General features: G+C 63.5%; 18 protein-coding genes. 8 read left to right on the top strand and 10 right to left on the bottom strand.

Annotated elements, in window-relative coordinates; translation table 11 throughout:
- The first annotated feature begins 181 nt into the window (after nucleotides 1-181).
- From aztA to B015_RS0108335, 5 genes are all read left to right on the top strand, one after another.
- On the top strand, nucleotides 182-1018 hold the full coding sequence (aztA, locus tag B015_RS0108355) for a zinc ABC transporter ATP-binding protein AztA (RefSeq protein WP_018427233.1): 837 nt from the start codon (nucleotides 182-184) through the stop codon (nucleotides 1016-1018).
- Between the two features lie 2 nt (nucleotides 1019-1020).
- Entirely contained in the window at nucleotides 1021-1887 is an 867-nt protein-coding gene (gene aztB / locus B015_RS0108350) for a zinc ABC transporter permease AztB (RefSeq protein ID WP_018427232.1), read from the top strand.
- Nucleotides 1888-1917: 30 nt separating this feature from the next.
- On the top strand, nucleotides 1918-2853 hold the full coding sequence (gene aztC / locus B015_RS0108345) for a zinc ABC transporter substrate-binding protein AztC (protein WP_026227027.1): 936 nt from the start codon (nucleotides 1918-1920) through the stop codon (nucleotides 2851-2853).
- 182 nt (nucleotides 2854-3035) lie between these two features.
- Nucleotides 3036-4229, top strand: coding sequence for a zinc metallochaperone AztD (gene aztD / locus B015_RS0108340; RefSeq protein WP_018427230.1), 1194 nt, complete (start codon nucleotides 3036-3038; stop codon nucleotides 4227-4229).
- A gap of 132 nt (nucleotides 4230-4361) precedes the next feature.
- Entirely contained in the window at nucleotides 4362-4700 is a 339-nt protein-coding gene (locus B015_RS0108335; protein WP_018427229.1) for a TIGR01244 family sulfur transferase, read from the top strand.
- A gap of 26 nt (nucleotides 4701-4726) precedes the next feature.
- On the opposite strand, the gene B015_RS0108330 is transcribed toward B015_RS0108335, so the two are convergent.
- The 6 genes from B015_RS0108330 to B015_RS0108305 form a co-directional block, all read right to left on the bottom strand.
- The gene (locus B015_RS0108330) at nucleotides 4727-5263 is read right to left on the bottom strand and encodes a DinB family protein (RefSeq protein WP_018427228.1); all 537 of its coding nucleotides are present in this window, start codon (nucleotides 5261-5263) and stop codon (nucleotides 4727-4729) included.
- Nucleotides 5264-5289: 26 nt separating this feature from the next.
- On the bottom strand, nucleotides 5290-6042 hold the full coding sequence (locus B015_RS0108325; protein ID WP_018427227.1) for a fumarylacetoacetate hydrolase family protein: 753 nt from the start codon (nucleotides 6040-6042) through the stop codon (nucleotides 5290-5292).
- 21 nt (nucleotides 6043-6063) lie between these two features.
- Nucleotides 6064-6939, bottom strand: a complete 876-nt coding sequence (locus B015_RS0108320) for an MBL fold metallo-hydrolase (protein WP_026227026.1) — start codon at nucleotides 6937-6939, stop codon at nucleotides 6064-6066.
- Nucleotides 6940-7027: 88 nt separating this feature from the next.
- Nucleotides 7028-7531: an HPP family protein gene (locus B015_RS0108315; RefSeq protein WP_018427225.1), complete on the bottom strand. Its 504-nt coding sequence runs from the start codon at nucleotides 7529-7531 to the stop codon at nucleotides 7028-7030.
- 103 nt (nucleotides 7532-7634) lie between these two features.
- Complete coding sequence (gene tdh, locus B015_RS0108310) at nucleotides 7635-8669, bottom strand: L-threonine 3-dehydrogenase (RefSeq protein ID WP_018427224.1); 1035 nt, start codon at nucleotides 8667-8669, stop codon at nucleotides 7635-7637.
- A gap of 45 nt (nucleotides 8670-8714) precedes the next feature.
- The gene (locus tag B015_RS0108305; RefSeq protein ID WP_018427223.1) at nucleotides 8715-9905 is read right to left on the bottom strand and encodes a glycine C-acetyltransferase; all 1191 of its coding nucleotides are present in this window, start codon (nucleotides 9903-9905) and stop codon (nucleotides 8715-8717) included.
- 171 nt (nucleotides 9906-10076) lie between these two features.
- On the opposite strand from B015_RS0108305, the gene B015_RS0108300 reads away from it, so the two are divergent.
- Nucleotides 10077-11060, top strand: a complete 984-nt coding sequence (locus B015_RS0108300) for a 2OG-Fe(II) oxygenase family protein (RefSeq protein ID WP_018427222.1) — start codon at nucleotides 10077-10079, stop codon at nucleotides 11058-11060.
- Between the two features lie 33 nt (nucleotides 11061-11093).
- Here B015_RS0108300 and B015_RS0108295 read toward each other — a convergent pair whose 3' ends face one another.
- Nucleotides 11094-11573: a cupin domain-containing protein gene (locus B015_RS0108295; protein ID WP_018427221.1), complete on the bottom strand. Its 480-nt coding sequence runs from the start codon at nucleotides 11571-11573 to the stop codon at nucleotides 11094-11096.
- Nucleotides 11574-11834: 261 nt separating this feature from the next.
- Between B015_RS0108295 and B015_RS0108290 the strand changes: the two genes are divergently transcribed.
- Nucleotides 11835-12950, top strand: a complete 1116-nt coding sequence (locus tag B015_RS0108290; RefSeq protein WP_018427220.1) for a mandelate racemase/muconate lactonizing enzyme family protein — start codon at nucleotides 11835-11837, stop codon at nucleotides 12948-12950.
- A gap of 52 nt (nucleotides 12951-13002) precedes the next feature.
- On the opposite strand, the gene B015_RS30625 is transcribed toward B015_RS0108290, so the two are convergent.
- Nucleotides 13003-13476: a cupin domain-containing protein gene (locus tag B015_RS30625; RefSeq protein ID WP_018427219.1), complete on the bottom strand. Its 474-nt coding sequence runs from the start codon at nucleotides 13474-13476 to the stop codon at nucleotides 13003-13005.
- A gap of 272 nt (nucleotides 13477-13748) precedes the next feature.
- Complete coding sequence (locus tag B015_RS0108280) at nucleotides 13749-14951, bottom strand: acyl-CoA dehydrogenase (protein ID WP_018427218.1); 1203 nt, start codon at nucleotides 14949-14951, stop codon at nucleotides 13749-13751.
- Between the two features lie 118 nt (nucleotides 14952-15069).
- Between B015_RS0108280 and B015_RS0108275 the strand changes: the two genes are divergently transcribed.
- The gene (locus B015_RS0108275) at nucleotides 15070-15963 is read left to right on the top strand and encodes a LysR family transcriptional regulator (protein WP_018427217.1); all 894 of its coding nucleotides are present in this window, start codon (nucleotides 15070-15072) and stop codon (nucleotides 15961-15963) included.
- Here the strand turns inward: B015_RS0108275 and B015_RS0108270 are convergent.
- A complete protein-coding gene (locus B015_RS0108270; protein WP_018427216.1) occupies nucleotides 15953-17998 on the bottom strand; it encodes an NADH:flavin oxidoreductase in 2046 nt (681 codons plus the stop codon). The genes B015_RS0108275 and B015_RS0108270 overlap by 11 nt on opposite strands.
- Nucleotides 17999-18025: the final 27 nt, after the last annotated feature.

The raw sequence follows: 18025 nt of genomic DNA, 5'->3' as shown, positions 1-18025 counted from the left end.
GCGCCTTCTTAGATTTTGCGCCCCCCTTGGCGCAAGGCCGCAAAGGCCGAATTCCATAGGCCAGCACGGTCGGTTGCGACCTTGGAAAGGAAATGCACCGCTTTGTCGCAGCGCTGCGTTGACTAATGTAATAACATCACATATCCAGAAGCGACTTCTACGACCGCTCCGGGACGAGCCGATGACCGACGCCCTGACATTCAAGGACCTGACGCTGGGCTACAACAGCCATCCGGCGGTCCACCATTTGACGGGCTCGATCAAGGTCGGTTCGCTGACTGCGGTGGTCGGCGCCAACGGCTCGGGCAAGTCCACGCTGATGAAGGGTATCGTCGGCGTGCTGAAGCCGATGGCCGGCAGCTGCACGCTGGCGCCCGGCAAGCGCATCGCCTATCTGCCGCAGCAATCGGAACTCGACCGCAGTTTCCCGGCCCGCGTCGTCGACCTGGTTTCGCTTGGCCTCTGGCCCATGCGCGGCCTGCTTGGACGCTACAACCGCGAGGACCGCGCTGCAGTGACCGAAGCGCTGATGGCAGTTGGCCTCGAAGGCTTCGACGCCCGACCGATCGACACCTTGTCCGGTGGCCAGTTGCAGCGGGCGCTGTTTGCCCGGGTGCTGGTGCAGGACGCCGACCTGATCCTGCTCGACGAACCGTTCAACGCCGTCGATGCCAAGACGGTGGGCGACCTCATCGCCCTCATCAAGCGCTGGCATGGCGAGAGCCGGACGGTGATGGTCGTCGCCCACGACCTCGAACTCGTCCGCGCCAACTTTCCCGATACGATGCTGCTCGCCCGCCGTCCGGTCGCCTGGGGCGACACGCAGGCAGCGCTGAGGCCTGAAAACCTCCTGAAAGCCCGGCGTTTCGATGAAGCCTGGCATGACGATGCGCCATGGTGCGAGCCCGATCACGGCCACTCGCATACTCATTCGCATGGCCATGACGACCATCATCATCATGAGCACGGCGAAGTCCACGACCATCCCGACCACGAATCCGGTCCACGGGCAGCCTGAGCATGTATGATTTCCTGATCGCTCCATTTGTCGAGTTCGGCTTCATGCAGCGCGCCCTGACAGGCTCGCTGATGCTGGCGCTGGGCGCCTGCCCGGTTGGCGTGTTCCTCATGCTGCGCCGCATGAGCCTGACCGGCGACGCCATGGCGCACGCCATCCTGCCGGGTGCCGCCGCAGGTTTCCTGCTCTATGGGCTGCAGATCGTGCCGATGACCATCGGTGGTCTGATCGCCGGCGTCATCGTGGCACTCGGCGCTGGTGCGGTGTCGCGCTTCACCGTGCAGCGCGAAGACGCCTCGATGGCGGCTTTCTACCTGATTTCGCTGGCGCTCGGCGTGCTCATCGTGTCGCTGCGCGGCTCGAGCGTCGACCTGATGCATGTGCTGTTCGGTACCGTTCTGGCGCTCAACGACGATGCATTGACGCTGATTGCCCTGATCTCAGGCATCACGTTGTTGACGCTTGCGATCTTCTGGCGCGCGCTGGTGGCAGAATGCCTCGACCCGCTGTTCCTGCGCTCGGTCAGCCGACTGGGCACGCCAGTGCATTTCATTTTCCTCGGTCTGGTCGTGCTCAATCTTGTCGGCGGCTTCCAGGCGCTCGGCACCTTGCTTTCGGTCGGCCTGATGATGCTGCCGGCCGCGGCTGCCCGCTTCTGGACCGCGCGCGTCGAGCCCATGTGCCTGCTCGCCTTCGGCTTCGGCGCCGTCTCGTCGGTCGCCGGCCTGCTGATCTCCTATCATGCCTCCCTACCCTCCGGCCCGGCCATCATCCTGTCGGCAGGTGCGATCTACCTGGCGTCCATCCTTTTCGGCACGCGCGGTGTCTTCAACACCAAGCTGCGCCGCCATCGTCACCGCACCGCCTGACCCCTTCATCCCCTCAACCAGGAGAACTTCATGCTCAGGAAGATTGGTTTCGCCTCCGCGATGAGCGTTATAACATTAAGCTCGATCTGGTCCGCTTCGGCATCGGCCGAGCCGATGAAGGTTGTGGCCAGCTTCTCGATCATCGGCGACTTCGCCCAAAATGTCGGCGGCGACCGCATCGAACTGACCACGCTGGTCGGCTCCGACGGCGACGCCCATGTCTACGAGCCCTCGCCTGCCGATGCCGTCAGCATGTCCAAGGCCAACGTCGTGCTGGTCAATGGCCTCAATTTCGAAGGCTTTCTCAAGCGGCTTGTCGAGGCGAGCGCCACCAAGGCGTCGGTCGTCGAACTGACCAAGGGCATCGAGCCACTGAAGATGCAGGAAGACGAGCATGGCCATGGCGAAGCCAGCGGCCACGGCCACGATCACGGCGAGTTCGATCCGCACGCCTTCCAGTCGATCAGCAATGCCAAGGTCTATGTGAAGAACATTGCCGATGCGTTCTGCGCGGCGGATGCCGCCGGCTGCGACACCTACAAGGCCAACGCCGAGGCCTACACTGCCAAGCTCGACGCCGAGGATGCCGAGGTCAAGGCTGCGGTGGCCTCAATCCCGGAGGAGAAGCGCACCATCATCACCTCGCATGACGCCTTCGGCTATTTCGAGCACGCCTATGGGCTGACCTTCCTGGCGCCCGAGGGCATTTCGACCGAGGCCGAGGCATCGGCCGCCGACGTCGCGGCCCTCATCAAGCAGGTGCGCGACGACAAGGCCTCGGCCATCTTCGTCGAGAACATCACCAATCCGCGCCTTGTTGAGCAGATCGCCGGCGAGACCGGCATCAAAGTCGGCGGCACGCTCTATTCGGACGCGCTGTCCAAGGCCGATGGCCCTGCGTCGACCTATATCGACATGATGAAGAACAACATCTCGACGATCAAAGCCGCCATTTCAGGCAGCTGACAGCGGAGCGATCACGCAATTACCTCGTGCTTTCAATCGGATAGCGCGAGGTCCAGCCAAACTGATTCAAGCAAGCGGACCGGCATCCGCCGGCTAGCAGCCTCACCCTGCCTCGACAAGCAGCAGGAAGTCGACGTTTTGCTTGACTTCAATCTGTTACGTAATAACATTTGGAGACTTTGATGAAGCATTTGCTTTCAGCCGCATCGGCCTTGTCCATCTTGGCTGCCGCATCACTCGCCCATGCCGAGGAGAAGACCGCCTGGCGCCTCTTCGTCTCGGACCAGGCGGCATCAGTGGTCCATGCTATCGACGCCCAGACGGGTGAGCGGCTCGCGAGCTTCGACACCAAGGCACCGGCCAGCCTCTACCGCAGCGACAGCGGCCGCACCGTGTTCGCCGTCCAAGGCAAGGGTGACACGGTCGCGGTGATCTCGAGCGGCATCGCCTTCGGAGACCATGGCGACCACGGCGACATCAGCGTCGAGGCCCCCAGGCTTCTCGACGTCAGCTTCGACGGCAAGAAGCCGTCGCATGTCGTCGACCACGGCGGCGACATCGCCTTGTTCTTCGACGGCGAAGGCAAAGTCCGCATCGTCGACGAGGCCAATGTGCTCGAAGGCAAGCCGGCCATCAGGGAAGTCGCAACCGCGGCCCCTCATCATGGCGTGGCCATCGCCATGGGCGACCACGTACTGGCGACCGAACCCAATTTCGAAAAGCCGGACGAACTGCCCGTCGGCATCACGGTGACCGACCGCTCGGGCGCCAAGGTGGGCGATATCAATACCTGCCCTGACCTGCACGGCGAAGCTTCTTCCGGAAATCTGATCGCCATCGCCTGCGCCAAGGGGCTGCTGATCGCAAGGGAACAAGCCGGCAAGCCGGCCATCGACTTCCTGCCCTATGATGCAACACTGCCTGCCGGCAAATCGACCACGCTGGTCGGCGGCCGCGGTCTTCAATACTTCCTCGGCAATTACGGGCCGAGCGCCGTCGTCTTGATCGATCCCAAGGCCAAGGAGGCGTTCCGGCTGATCGACCTGCCGACGCGTCGGGTGCACTTTGTCGTCGACCCGATCAGAGCGAAATATGCCTATGTCTTCACCGAAGACGGCAATCTGCAGCGCATCGACGTCGTCGCCGGCAAGATCGACGCCGCGCTCAAGCTGACCGAGCCCTACAGCATGGACGGTCACTGGAGCGAACCGCGCCCGCGAATTGCAGTTGCCGGCGACCGTATCATTGTCTCGGACCCGCTGAGGAGCGTCCTACACACCGTCGATGCCAGTACCTTCGAACGGACCGCCGATATTGCGGTCGAAGGCAAGCCGTTCAACCTCGTGGCTGTCGGCGGCTCCGGCGAAACCCATTGACCCCGTCGGGCCGGCGCAGGCCGGCCCGTCACTCCGGCGTGACTACCACCTGCAGGCGGTTGCCCTGCCGCACCGACAGTGGCAAGACTGGCGCCGACCTGCCGCGCCGCGGCCCAGTTTGTGAGGACTACAATGGAAATTCGCCAGATCACCGACGACTATTCGGTTTCGGGCCAGATCACCGCTGACGAAGTTGCCGCCATCAAGGCGGCCGGCTTCAAGAGCGTCATCTGCAATCGTCCCGACGACGAGCAACCCGGCCAGCCCTCGGCAGCCAGCATCCGTAATGCCGTCGAAGCCGCAGGCCTCGCCTTCCGCCACATCCCCGTTATCAGCGGCCAGATGACCGCCGACAACGTCACCGACATGGCCGGCGCGCTGGACGAGATGGAAGGCCCGGTCTTCGCCTATTGCCGCTCGGGTACCCGCTGCACCAATCTCTACATGGCGATCCAGCAAAGCCGAGGCTGAGCGCAAGCCTGAAAGGCGACTGGGAGCTAAAGCCCCAGTCGCTCGACTTCATCCTTGCGGAAGCCGAGATCGTAGTCGAGGAAGAATTCGTCCAGCTGCGGCGGAGCGACGGAGGTGCCCGACAGCATCGCATGCACCTGCCCGCGATGATGGATCTGGTGGATAAACAGATGCGCCAGCAGGTCACCGATACGCTCCGGGATTTGCCCGGCTTCGCCCCTGTCTGAAATCACGCGCCGGTCGAGATCGGCCTCCGTCAGCCGGTCGCAGAAGGCGACAAGCCTGCGATCGAATGCCAGCTGCGCCCCGGCAAGGGCCGATGCGTCTTCGAACGCGACGAAGCGGTCGAAGATCCTGCGCCCCTCGCCCGCCTCCTCGACCATGTCGAGATAATAAAGGTCAACCTCGAGGATGTGGTTCAGCGTTTCCTGGACCGAGGGAAAGAAGCTGGTGCGCGTGGCCGCGAACTCGCCGGGCTCGAGGGCCGTCACGGCGCGGTAGATGCGGTCGTTGGACCACAGATTGTTGCGTGCCATGCGGCGGAAATGATCTGACATGTCCATGGACCCGTCCCGGCTGCTTGCCTGCCTTACGGCAATGGCGGCTCGTAGCGACCGACCGACTGCTCGATGGCGCCGAAGATCGAATGGCCCTGTTTGTCCTTCATCTCGACGCGGACCTTGTCGCCCAGCGAAACGGCAATCGTCTCGACCCCGTTTCTGACGACGGCACCGGCCGAAAGCGGCCTGCTTGCTGCGACCTCGGCGATCAGCTTCGGAAAGCTCGTCCAGCCGCCGGTTGCGACGCTGCGCGTGCCCGCCTGCAACGTCAGATGTACCGCGCCATCCCAGGCATCGCCGAGCTCGTCCGGTGTCACGGCCACAGGCGACAACGTCGAGGTACCGGAATGGCCACCATCGACGACCGTATCAGCCGAGAGCACCAGCAGCGCCACCGCCTCCCTGGCACCGGCGGCAGGCGCAGCCAGCGCCACATCGGTGACAATGGCAGCCACTGAAGCCTCGACATGGGCATCGCGTGTCTTGCCGGTGAGTTCGATCGCGTCGCGCGGCCCGGTCAACGAAGTGCCGCCACCCACGCGCTGGTAGATGCGCGGCAGCGGTGCGTCGGCATCATGTTCGTGGAAGCGGGCGGAAGGAACGGAACCGACCTCGAGCGAACTCGCCAGCGAGGCGAGATGCGGCGAGATGCGGCGCCAGTCGTCCAGAGCGGCCTGCAGGTTGGGCGCCAGGAAAGAAGCGTCGGTGTAGCGGGTCAGATCGCGCGAGACGACGACCAGCTTGCCGTCGCGCGAACCATCATTGAGCGTAGCCAATTTCATGTCGTTCCTCCCGATTCCCGTTCAGTTTCCCCCGAGATCAAGAACATGCCCGTCGTGACCGATCGTCAAGGGACCGGACCACGTTTTCCTGACAGCCGCGACCCAATCGACCTCGCCGATCTCGGCATCGTCGGCCGGGATCAGGTGGTTGAGCACCAGCCGGCCGACGCCGGCGCGCGCAGCGATCGTACCGGCCTCTTCGGCCAGACTGTGACTCGCCATCAGATGTTGCCTCAGCCGCGTGCCATTGCCGGTGCGGGCAACCAGCCGTTCGACACCGGCCTCAAGCATCGCCTCATGAATGAGAACGTCTGCACCGTGCGAAAATTCCGCGAGTGGGGGAAAGAATGCCGTATCGGCGGAGACAACCACGCTTGTGCTGTCATGCTCGAAGCGCAGGGCAAAGCATTCGGTGACAGGCGGATGATCGACGCGTAGCGCCGTCACCTTCAACCCGCCATCGCCGAGCACGTAGCCTTCGCCGAATTCGACGATCTCGACCATGTCCCTGAGGTCAGGCCGCCCTTCGTCGTCGATGCGGGTTTCGATATCGAATTCAAGCGCTTGAACAAATCCTCGCCAGTATCGATTCAAGCCGGCGGGTCCAAACACCCTGATCGGAGTCGACAGGCCCGCTGTCCAGGCCGTGTGGATCAATGGCCCAAGCTCGAGCACATGGTCGGAATGCAAATGTGTGATGAAGATGAGGTCGAGTTGCTTGAGGCTCAGCCCCGCGTCGGTCACACCACGCGTCACGCCCAGACCGCAATCGACCACGATACGGCGACCGCCCAGTTCAAGCAGCGTGGAGGTAGGCCACGGGCCGCCGGGCCTGATCGCCGGGCCGCCCTTGGTGCCGAGCAGAACGATGCGGTCGCTCATGCGCCCCTGCCCCATGCGGGCAGTTGGATTCCAAGATTCATAAACGCCTCCTTGCTCTCGCCGACGGTAGTGCGCCGGCAAGCATCAAGGCAAGGCGAAAGCGTCAGTCGACGCGGCGCGGATATTGGGCGCGCGGCGGAATCCAGTGATGCAGGATCGCCAGTGCCAGCAGGCTGACGCAGCCGATCAGCACGATGACGAACAGCATCACACCCCTGTCGGGCGAGGCCGTGGCGACGAGCGGGATCGCACCTGCAGGAGGGTGCGTGACGCGCAGCATCAGCATCAGCGCGATGGAAACCCCGACGGCCAGGGCCGACACTTCCCAAAGTCCCGGAAAGGCGAGCGCTGCGGCAACGCCGATCAAGGTCGCAATGAGATAGCCGGCAAAGACATTCATCGGCTGCGCAAGCGGGCTCGCCGGCTGCCCGAACATCAAGACAGCAGTCGCCCCGAGGGGCGCGATCAGCATGGGAATGCCGGTGAACGAGGCCAGACCGCCAATCGTTGCCATGCCGACCACGGCGCCCGAACCCGATTTCAGATGCGAGACGAAGTGCCCCTTGGGCTCATGGCGTGCGGTAAGGCTGCGGATGTGGCGGCGCAAGTCGGTCCCCCGGGCGAAAAGGCCCGCCTGGATAGCAAATCCGCCGCCACGCTGGCAACGCGGGTTTGTTCGAAAAATTCGACCTGTAGTGAAAAAACTTTCCCTACCAGTCCATCACAACCTTGCCCGAGTTGCCGCTGCGCATGGCATCGAAGCCTGATTTGTAGTCGTCGATGCCGATGCGATGCGTGATGAGGCCGGTCACATCGAGCGGCCCCTGCACAAGCGCTATCATCTTGTACCAGGTCTCGAACATCTCCCGGCCATAGATGCCCTTGAGATGCAGCATCTTGAAGATGACCTTGTTCCAGTCGATCTCGAAGCCGGTCGGGGCGATACCCAGGATGGCGATCTTGCCGCCATTGTTCATCGTGTCGATCATGTCGCGGAAGGCGGCCGCCGAACCCGACATTTCAAGACCGACGTCGAAACCTTCCATCATGCCTTCGTCACGCATGACATCGGCCAGCTTCTCCTTGGAAGCATCGACGACATGATGGATGCCCATCTTGCGGGCGAGTGCCAGCCGCGTCGGATTGATATCGGTGATGACCACCTTGCGGGCGCCGACACACTGGGCAACCATCGCGCCCATGATGCCGATGGGCCCGGCACCCGTCACCAGAACGTCCTCGCCCACGAGATCGAAGGACAGTGCGGTATGCACCGCATTGCCGAGTGGGTCGAAGATCGCGGCAATCTCGTCTGATACGTCGTCGGGGATCGGCACCACATTGTGCTGCGGGATCGCCACATATTCTGCGAAGGAGCCGGGCCTGTTGACGCCGACGCCAAGCGTGTTGCGGCAGAGATGGCCACGCCCGGCGCGGCAGTTGCGGCAATGGCCGCAGACGATGTGGCCCTCGCCCGAAACGCGCTGGCCGACCTTGTAGTCCGTCACGCCGGCGCCGAAATCGGCGACCGTGCCGACGAACTCATGACCGGTCACCATGGGCACCGGCACCGTCTTCTGCGCCCACTGGTCCCAGTTGTAGATGTGGACGTCGGTGCCGCAGATGGCCGACTTGCGCACCTTGATCAGCACGTCATTGGGGCCGATCTCGGGAACAGGGACGTCTTCCATCCAGATACCGGGTTCGGCCTTGGCCTTCACCAGTGCGCGCATCATGTTCGACATCGTCTTTTCCTTCGAATCCCTTGATCCAGAATCGCTTTCGCGGCCTCAGGAAATCACGCCCAGTTCGCGGCCAACTTCGCCGAATGCCGCAACCGCCCGATCGATGTCTTCAGCCGAATGCGCTGCCGACATCTGGGTGCGGATGCGCGCCTGCCCCTTGGGCACAACCGGGAACGAGAATCCGATCACATAGATGCCGCGCTCCAGCATCTTGGCCGCCATGTCCTGCGCCAGCGACGCATCGCCGAGCATGACCGGGATGATCGGATGATCGGCTCCGGCCAGCTTGAAGCCGAGCTTGCCCATGCCCGAACGGAAGCGGGCAGCATTGGCATAGAGCCTTTCGCGCAGGGCGCCGCCCGAGGCGATCATGTCCAGCACGGTGATCGAAGCGCCGGCGATAGACGGTGCCAGCGTGTTGGAGAACAGATAGGGCCGCGAGCGCTGGCGCAGCCAGTCGACGACCTCGCGCTTGCCCGAGGTGTAGCCGCCCGAGGCACCGCCGAGTGCCTTGCCCAGCGTTCCTGTGATGATGTCCACCCTGCCCTCGACGCCGCAATGTTCCGGCGTGCCGCGGCCGTTCTTGCCGACGAAGCCGACGGCGTGGCTGTCGTCGACCATCACCATGGCGTCGTATTTTTCGGCGAGATCGCAGACGCCTTTCAGATTGGCGATGATGCCGTCCATCGAAAACACGCCGTCGGTGGCGATGAGCTTGAAGCGGCTGCCTTCGGCCTTCTTAAGCTCTTCCTCCAACGCCGCCATGTCGTTGTTGGCATAGCGGAAACGTTTGGCCTTGGAGAGCCGCACCCCGTCGATGATCGAAGCGTGATTGAGGGCATCGGAGATGATCGCGTCCTCTTCGCCCAGCAATGTCTCGAACAGACCGGCATTGGCGTCGAAGCAGGAGGAATAGAGGATCGTGTCCTCCATGCCGAGGAAGCCGGAGATCTTTGCCTCGAGCTGCTTGTGTTCCTCCTGCGTGCCGCAGATGAAGCGCACCGAGGCCATGCCGTAGCCGTAGCGGTCGAGTGCTGCCTTGGCAGCGTCGCGCAACTCCTCGCTGTCGGCGAGGCCGAGATAGTTGTTGGCGCAGAAGTTCAGCACCTTCTGGCCGCCTGATACCTCGATCTCGGCCGACTGGGTCGAGGTGATGACGCGTTCGGACTTGTAGAGGCCGGATGATTTAAGCCCGGACAGTTCCGCCTGGAGATGGGAGAGGAAAGCATTGCTCATCGCGTCACGTCCCGTTCGAAGTTGGCCGAATGTGGCGGCAAGACCTAGCCGATACTACCGGAAATACGACCCAAGGGGTCGATCATCCGTGGAATACGTTTCGGCCACGCTGGATCGCCCGCCAAGGCGCCGATAGCATCGCCGAACAATTGGTACCAAGCGGAGCATGCAATGGCCGGCGGACAGTTTCCAGTATTCGATCTGGGCAATTTCGAACGGGCCGATCCGGGCGAGCGCCAGCGCCTGGGTGCCGAGGTCGACGCCATCTGCCGCTCCACCGGCTTCCTAGCCATCACCAATCATGGCGTGCCGCAGACGGTGATCGATGCAGTGTGGACGAAGGCGCGTGACTTCTTCGACCTGGCGCCGGAAGACAAACAGAAGTCGAAAGCGCCCTACAAAGGCTATCCCCACGGCTATCTCGGGCCAGAACTCGAAGCATTGGCCCGTTCACGCGACGTCGACAGCCCGCCCGACCTCAAGGAAAGCTTCAACGGCGGTCCGCAGCGCGTGCCTGAAGGCATGACCGACAAGGACGCACTGGCCTTCTGCTATGCGCCGACGATCTGGCCTGGCGCTCCGGAAGGCTTCGTCGATGCCTGGAAGGCCTATTATCAGGCGTTGGAAGATCTTGCCGGGCGGGTCATGCGGCTGTTCGCGGTCGCGCTGAAGCTGCCGGAAGTCTATTTCGAGCGCTTCATCGATGCTCCGATCAGCGCGCTGCGCGCGCTCAACTATCCTGAACAGACGGTCCCGCCCAAGCCGGGCCAGTTGCGCGCCGGCGCCCACACCGACTATGGCAGCCTGACGATCCTTTTGCCGCAGGCCGGCTCCAGGGGCCTGGAGCTGATCACGCCCGACGGCAACTGGACGGCGGTTCCGCCCGTGGCAGGCGCCTTCATCATCAATATCGGCGACCTGATGGCGCTGTGGACCAACGACCGCTGGGTGTCGACCATGCACCGGGTGGTCAACCCCTCGCCCGAGGACGGCGGCATGGACCGCCGTCAATCGCTGGCGTTCTTCCACCAGCCCAACTGGGACGCCGAGATCGTCTGTCTCGAACAGTGCCTAGCCTCTGGCGAGACACCGAAATACCAGCCGGTATTCTCCGGCCCCTATCTGATGGGCAAATTCCAGTCGACGACGAAATAGGCCGGCCGAAAAGCGGCCGGCCCGACGGATCGATCAGGATAGCGGCGCACCGACAATGTCGATGCCGTTGCGTGCGCATGCTTCGGTGAGTGCCTGGATGACCTCGGCGGTCGGGGCGACCTGCGGCGGGATTTCCGCCTTTGGGGCGGGAACGCTGACTTCGCGCACCATGCGTTCGAAATCGCCGCGCGTGGTGATGGTCAGGCAACGAGCGCCTTCGGCGGATTCGACACGATAGCTGTGCGGGACGCCCTTCGGCGCCAGCATGGTCTGGCCAGCGCGGCCGTAAAGGTCCTTGCCGCCGACGTTGAAGCGCACCACGCCTTCGAGGATGTGGAAGACCTCGTCCTCGTTGTGGTGAATGTGGAGCGGCGGCGAGGCGCCATAGGGCATCAGGTGCTCGATGACGCTGATGGTGTCGGCTCCCGCCTGACCGGATACCATGATAGTGGCGAGAGTGCCGTTGAACCACAGCAGTTCGCCGTCATTTTCTGTCTTCGCATGGATGGTCACTGGATTTCCTTTCGAGCAGCGCGGTCTTGAAGCCGCGGTGGGCTCGCTCTAAGGGCCGACCGTATCCGTTCGAATTCGGCGAAACCGAAGTCCGTATCCAAAATCTGAAACAATTCGCACTCCATACGAACCTATATCGCGGATCGACACGAGCGAGACCTTGTCACGAATGCGACGCCGGCAAGCGCCGTTTCCTTGGCCGCAACGCCATCGCAGCCACGTTATCCTCGGGTGGATCAGAGCCAGCGCCGAGGGGACAACATGGCCGACGCCAGCATTTCGAGCATTCGCATATTCCGGCAGTGGCAGCCGTTTCGCGACGGCACCTACCGCTGCTCGGGCGGACGCAGCGCCGAAGGCTTCGATTCAACCATTGTCGAGATTGCATGCCACGGCGGTACCGTCGGCTATGGCGAGATGGCGCCGCTGGGCAGCTTCTACGACCCGGCCTTTGCGGCAGGCGCCCGCGAGGCAATGAAGGAACTGGCGCCGCAGCTGCTGGGCGGCGACGCCTCAGGAATCGAGGCGTTGAACCGGCGCATGGACCTTTTGCTCAAGGGCCATCCCTATGCCAAGTCGGCCATCGATATGGCGCTCTGGGACCTGGCCGGTAAGCGCTCCAACCTTTCGCTCGCAACCATGTCTGGGGGAGCAGAAGGAGAGAGCCTGGCGCTTTATCGCTCCGTCGCCCAGCAGGCGCCGGACGCGATGGCGGCGCGGGCGACGAAATACATCGCCGAAGGCTACCGCCGCCTGCAGGTCAAGGTCGGGCTCGACGTCCACGAGGATATCGCTCGGCTGGAAGCGGTGCGCGCCGCCGTTCCTGCCGATACGGTGCTATTCTGCGACGCCAATGCCAGCTGGGGCACGGCGGAGACACGCCGCTTCCTGATGGCGACGCGTAATCTCGACTATACGCTGGAGCAGCCTTGCGCGAGCTACGAGGAGAACCTTGCGATCCGCCGCGCTACCGACCGGCCGCTGGTGCTGGACGAGACGATCGACGGCGCTGACGTGCTGATCCGGGCAATAGGCGACGGGCTGGTCGACGGCATCACCATCAAGCTCGCACGCGTCGGCGGCCTGACCAAGGCCAAGCTGCTGCGCGACATCGCCATTGCCAGGAATCTCAAGGTCACAATCGAGGACACCGGCGGCGCTCAGATCGACACCGCGGCCTATTCCGGCCTGCTTATGTCAACGCCCGAGCATCTCCGGCAACACACAGTCGACTTCCACAACTGGGTGACGGCCGCGAACGCGCGCGGCGACTTCATCATAGCAGATGGCATGATGCGCCCGCCTCAAGGGGCAGGTCTAGGCGTCGAGGTCGACGCATCGGCCCTGGGCGATCAGGTGTTCGCCTGCAAGGCCTGATGGTGATGGCTGGACGGACACGCCCCCGCACCCGCCCAGCCGAGCATCGGCGCTATGGTAGCGGGGCGCCGACGACCTGAAATCTGCTCGTAGCCGGGCCGTCGAAGAAGTCCTGGCCGGCTTGCGGCGCGCGCTCGGTCCTTACCGGATAGCCTGCTGATGCCGGCAGGCACATTTCGCGGACCATCCGCTCGAATTCATCGCCTTGGGTGACGACGAGGCAGGTGCCGCCTTCGCCCGGCTCGATGCGGAAGGTGTGCGGCAGTCCCTTGGGGGCCACGACCGTCTGGCCCGAATGGCAGAAGAAATAATTGCCATCGACACGGAAGCGCAGCGTGCCCTCGATGACGTGGACGATCTCGTCACCACTGAGTTCGACATGGAGAGGCGTGGAGCCATCACGCGGCATACGGCACTCAACGATGCTGATGTCATCATCGCCGGAACCAGCCGCCACGCGGACGGTCATCAGATTGTCGCCAAACCATAGTGCCTGGCCGGCATTCTCAGCCCTGTCAGCGATCATTGATATCCCCGTTCTCCCGCCCGCCAAAAGCGGCGGACAGTCACGGAGATATCGACGCCGTGTAACAGCTTGAAGCCGAGCAAGGCGACGCATGTTTCAGAAACTTGAAACAATACGCGCTTAAGTCGAAATATATTCGCAACCTCTAAACCTGAAAGCGAAAACCTTTTTGCACGCGAATCCAATTCGATGACCGAAAAAGGCTAAAAAGAAAGCGGCCACGAAGCAGTGCTTCGCGGCCGCCCTTAACCGTATGAGCTTGTATCTAAGCCTTAGAAAAACGCCTGCAGGCCGGTCTGGGCACGGCCCAGGATCAGCGCATGCACGTCATGCGTGCCTTCATAGGTGTTGACCGTCTCCAGATTCTGCGCATGGCGCATGACGTGGTAGCCAATCTGGATGCCGTTGCCGCCATGCATGTCGCGGGCGACACGGGCGATGTCGAGCGCCTTGCCGCAATTGTTGCGCTTGACGAGGCTGATCATCTCGGGGGCGAACTTGTGCTCGTCCATCAAGCGGCCGACGCGCAGGCTGCCCTGCAGGCCGAGCGCGATCTCGGTCTGCATGTCGGCCAGCTTCTTCTGGTAGAGCTGGGTGCCCGCGAGCGGCTTGGCGAACTGCTTGCGGTCGAGGCCGTACTGGCGAGCACGGTGCCAGCAATCCTCGGCAGCGCCCATGACGCCCCAGGAGATGCCATAGCGGGCGCGGTTAAGGCAACCGAACGGACCCTTGAGGCCCGACACGTTCGGCAGCAGTGCGTCTTCGCCGACTTCGACGCCTTCCATGACGATCTCGCCCGTGATCGAGGCGCGCAGCGACAGCTTGCCGCCGATCTTCGGCGCCGACAGGCCCTTCATGCCCTTCTCGAGCACGAAACCGCGGATCTGGTTGTCATGGGCTGATGATTTGGCCCAGACGACGAAGACGTCGGCGATCGGCGCGTTCGAAATCCACATCTTCGAACCGGAGATCTTGTAGCCGTTGGCCGTCTTCTCGGCGCGGGTCTTCATGCCGCCAGGATCGGAGCCTGCGTCCGGCTCGGTCAGGCCGAAGCAGCCGATCCATTCGCCCGAGGCGAGCTTGGGCAGGTACTTCTTGCGCTGTTCCTCGGAGCCGTACGCATAGATCGGGTACATCACCAGCGACGACTGCACCGACATCATCGAGCGGTAGCCCGAATCGATGCGCTCGACCTCGCGTGCCACCAGACCGTAGGTCACGTAGCCGGCGCCAAGGCCGCCATATTCCTCGGGAACGGTGATGCCGAGCAGGCCGGCCTCGCCCATTTCGCGGAAGATCGCCGGATCGGTCTTCTCGTCGAGATAGGCTTCCTCGATGCGCGGCGCGAGCTTGTCGGCGGCGAAGGCGGCTGCGCCATCGCGCACCATGCGCTCGTCCTCGGTCAGTTGGTCTTCGATCAGGAACGGGTCGGCCCAGACAAAGCTGCCGCCGCCGGCCGGTGTGGATGCGCTCATGGTTCCTCCGGAGAATGGGTGATTTTTGCCCATCCTAGACCGCTTCGGCACTTTTCGCTAACAAGTAATCTCGGACAGTTTATGCGCAAATTCGATCAACTTAGAGTCAGCTCCGCCGATGCGCCGAACCTATGTGCCAACGATTGCAGAGCTTGAGGCGTTCCGCGCCTGCGCCAGCCTCGGCACGACAATTCGCGCCGCCGATCAGCTCGGCCTGACGCAGAGCTCGGTCAGCCGTTCGATCGGCCAGCTGGAGGACCGGCTGGGGGTGGCGCTGTTCCATCGGGTCAGACAACGGCTGGCGTTGTCCGATGCCGGCAGGCGCTTTGCCCGCGATGCCGAAGCCATCCTGGACAGCCTGCATGAAGCGGCAGTGCGCACCATGGCCTTCGGCGGCCAGTCCGACGTGCTCAGCATCGCCGTGCTGCCGACCTTGGCCGATCGCTGGCTGATCCCGAGGCTCGCCGGCTTTCACGCGACCCATCCGCAAGTCGCCATCGACCTCGCCGTGCGGCTGGAAACCGTCGACTTCGAAACCGAAGCCTTCGACGCCGCGATCCAACGCGGTCCGGCGGAGACGGGACAGCCGGGTATCGTCAGGCTGTTCGACGAGGTCCTCGTCGTGGTCGCCGCGCCGGCTCTGCTCGATGGCCGCGCCGCCCTCGACGACGCGGAGCTTGCCGCGCTGCCGCTGCTGCAGCAGTCGACGCGGCCGACCCTGTGGCTGCAATGGTTCCAAGCCGCCGGCATCGACCCGCGCACCACTTTGCGCGGCCACCGCTTCGAGCAGTTTTCCATGGTGGTCGAGGCAGCGGTCGCCGGCCTCGGCGTGGCGGTGGTACCGGAAGTGCTGGCCGAACGCGAACTCAGCACGGGCCGGCTCGTCATGGCCTCGCCCAACCGCATTGCCGGTGAAGCACCCTACCGGCTTGCCTTCCGGCCAGGCAGCGAGGACCGGCCGGGCCTGCGCGAATTCGTCCGCTGGCTGACGGCGGAAGCCGTCAGATCCTGAGGCCGAAGCGGATGCCGTCATAGATGGCGGCGTGGATGTTGCGCGCCTGCACGGCGTCACCGATGCGCAGCAGCAGGAAGCGGCCGTCGGTATTCCTGTCTGGGAAAATGTCGCCGCCATGAATCAGGCGCTCATAGTCGATCGCGCCTGAATTCTTCGACAACGGCTTGAGCTCGAGATAGAGGTCGTCGAGCGGCAGCGTGCCGTGTTCGACCACAACCTGGTCGACACGGCGCTCCTCGCTCCAGCCCTTGGCAAAGTCGGAGGCGAGCGTTGCCACCAGCTGATTGCCGTCGCGCCGGACCTGTTTGAGCCGCGTGTTGATGGTGATCTTCACGCCATTGCGGTGGAACGCTTCCATGTAGGGCACATGATTCATGCCGCCGATTTCGGGAGCAAAGAAGCGCTCGGGCGTCAAAAGCTCGAGCTTGCTGCCAGCCTTGCCGATCAGTTCGGCCGCCGTCATGCCCTGATGGCCGCCATTGTCGTCATAAAGCAGCACGTTTTCGGCCGGCTTGACGCTACCGGCGATGATGTCCCAACTCGACGTCACCAGGTCATCGCCCGCATCCAACGGCGGGTTCTGTGGCAGGCCGCCGGTGGCAATCACCACCGCGTCGGGGCCGAGCGCCAGAACGTCGTCGCTTCCTGCCCAGATGTCATAGCGGATCTCGACGCCGAGGCGCTCCAACTCGGCCAACCGCCAGTCGACGATGCCGATCAACTCGCGCCGGCGCGGATTCTGGGCTGCCAGCCGAATTTGGCCGCCGGCCTGGCTCGATGCTTCCAGAACCGTCACCTTGTGGCCGCGTTCGGCGAGCACACGCGCCGCCTCAAGGCCAGCCGCCCCGGCCCCCACCACAACGACCTTGCGCAGCGGCCCATCGGTGCGGGAAATGACATGCGGGATCGTCGCCTCACGGCCGGTGGCGGCGTTGTGGATGCACAACGCACCGCCGCCCTCATAGATGCGGTCGAGGCAGTAGGTGGCGCCGACACAGGGCCGGATTCGGTGCTCTTCGCCCGCCTCGACCTTCGCAGTGATATGCGGGTCGGCTATATGGGCACGCGTCATGCCGACCATGTCGAGCTTGCCGGCCGCGATCGCATGACGAGCCGTGGCGACATCCGAGATGCGGGCGGCATGGAAGACCGGGAACTTGGTCGCTTCCCTGACCTCGCCGGCGAAATCGAGATGCGGCGAGGCCGCCATTCCGTGGATGGGGATGACGCCGGTCAATGCTGCATCGGTGTCGATATGGCCGCGGATGATATTGAGGAAGTCGAATTTTCCCGATGAGGCCAGCCTTTGGGCAATATCGACGCCCTCCTGGCGCGACAAGCCCTTGTCCATGTCTTCGTCGGCGACCATGCGGATGCCTACAAGGAAATCCGGGCCGACGGCCGCGCGCACCGCATCGATCACCCGCCAGGTGAAGCGCAGGCGGTTGTCGAGCGAGCCACCATAGTCGTCGTCGCGATGGTTGGTGGCCGGCGACCAGAAGCCGTCGAGCAGATGGCCATAGGCCTCGAACTCGATACCGTCGAGGCCTGCCGCCTGCATGCGCTGGGCGGCCGAGGCATAGTCGGCGACGATGCGGTCGAGGTCCCAGTCCTCGGCGGTCTTGGGGAATGTGCGGTGGGCGGCCTCGCGCACCGGCGAGGCGCTCAGCACCGGCAGCCAGTCGGCCTTGTTCCAGGCGGTACGCCGGCCAAGATGCGTCAGCTGGATCATCACCTTGCAGTCGTGCTCGTGACAGGCATCTGCCAGCTCGGCCATCCAGGGCACGATCGCATCGTCATAGGAATGCAGGTTGCCGAAGGCGGCCGGACTGTCGCGCGACACGATCGCCGAGCCCGCCGTCATCGTCAGCGCCATGCCGCCTTTGGCCTTTTCGGCATGGTAGAGCCGGTAGCGCTCCTTGGGCATGCCGTCCTCGGAATAGGCCGGCTCATGGCTCGTCGACATGATGCGGTTCTTGAGCCGCAAGTGCTTGAGCTGGTAGGGCTGGAGAAGCGGATCGTTGCTAGTCATTGCCTTCCTGCATCATCAAGCGCTAAT

It is taken from the genome of Hoeflea sp. 108, from assembly GCF_000372965.1.
GTDB lineage: Bacteria > Pseudomonadota > Alphaproteobacteria > Rhizobiales > Rhizobiaceae > Aminobacter.
This window is presented reverse-complemented; position numbering and strand designations above follow the sequence as displayed.

Bases quoted from the DNA above. Each gene is read 5' to 3' on its own strand.
- aztA (WP_018427233.1), top strand. From the start codon at position 182: ATGACCGACGCCCTGACATTCAAGGACCTGACGCTGGGCTACAACAGC.
- aztB (WP_018427232.1), top strand. From the start codon at position 1,021: ATGTATGATTTCCTGATCGCTCCATTTGTCGAGTTCGGCTTCATGCAG.
- aztC (WP_026227027.1), top strand. From the start codon at position 1,918: ATGCTCAGGAAGATTGGTTTCGCCTCCGCGATGAGCGTTATAACATTA.
- aztD (WP_018427230.1), top strand. From the start codon at position 3,036: ATGAAGCATTTGCTTTCAGCCGCATCGGCCTTGTCCATCTTGGCTGCC.
- B015_RS0108335 (WP_018427229.1), top strand. From the start codon at position 4,362: ATGGAAATTCGCCAGATCACCGACGACTATTCGGTTTCGGGCCAGATC.
- B015_RS0108330 (WP_018427228.1), bottom strand. From the start codon at position 5,263: ATGGACATGTCAGATCATTTCCGCCGCATGGCACGCAACAATCTGTGG.
- B015_RS0108325 (WP_018427227.1), bottom strand. From the start codon at position 6,042: ATGAAATTGGCTACGCTCAATGATGGTTCGCGCGACGGCAAGCTGGTC.
- B015_RS0108320 (WP_026227026.1), bottom strand. From the start codon at position 6,939: ATGGGGCAGGGGCGCATGAGCGACCGCATCGTTCTGCTCGGCACCAAG.
- tdh (WP_018427224.1), bottom strand. From the start codon at position 8,669: ATGTCGAACATGATGCGCGCACTGGTGAAGGCCAAGGCCGAACCCGGT.
- B015_RS0108305 (WP_018427223.1), bottom strand. From the start codon at position 9,905: ATGAGCAATGCTTTCCTCTCCCATCTCCAGGCGGAACTGTCCGGGCTT.
- B015_RS0108300 (WP_018427222.1), top strand. From the start codon at position 10,077: ATGGCCGGCGGACAGTTTCCAGTATTCGATCTGGGCAATTTCGAACGG.
- B015_RS0108290 (WP_018427220.1), top strand. From the start codon at position 11,835: ATGGCCGACGCCAGCATTTCGAGCATTCGCATATTCCGGCAGTGGCAG.
- B015_RS30625 (WP_018427219.1), bottom strand. From the start codon at position 13,476: ATGATCGCTGACAGGGCTGAGAATGCCGGCCAGGCACTATGGTTTGGC.
- B015_RS0108280 (WP_018427218.1), bottom strand. From the start codon at position 14,951: ATGAGCGCATCCACACCGGCCGGCGGCGGCAGCTTTGTCTGGGCCGAC.
- B015_RS0108275 (WP_018427217.1), top strand. From the start codon at position 15,070: ATGCGCCGAACCTATGTGCCAACGATTGCAGAGCTTGAGGCGTTCCGC.
- B015_RS0108270 (WP_018427216.1), bottom strand. From the start codon at position 17,998: ATGACTAGCAACGATCCGCTTCTCCAGCCCTACCAGCTCAAGCACTTG.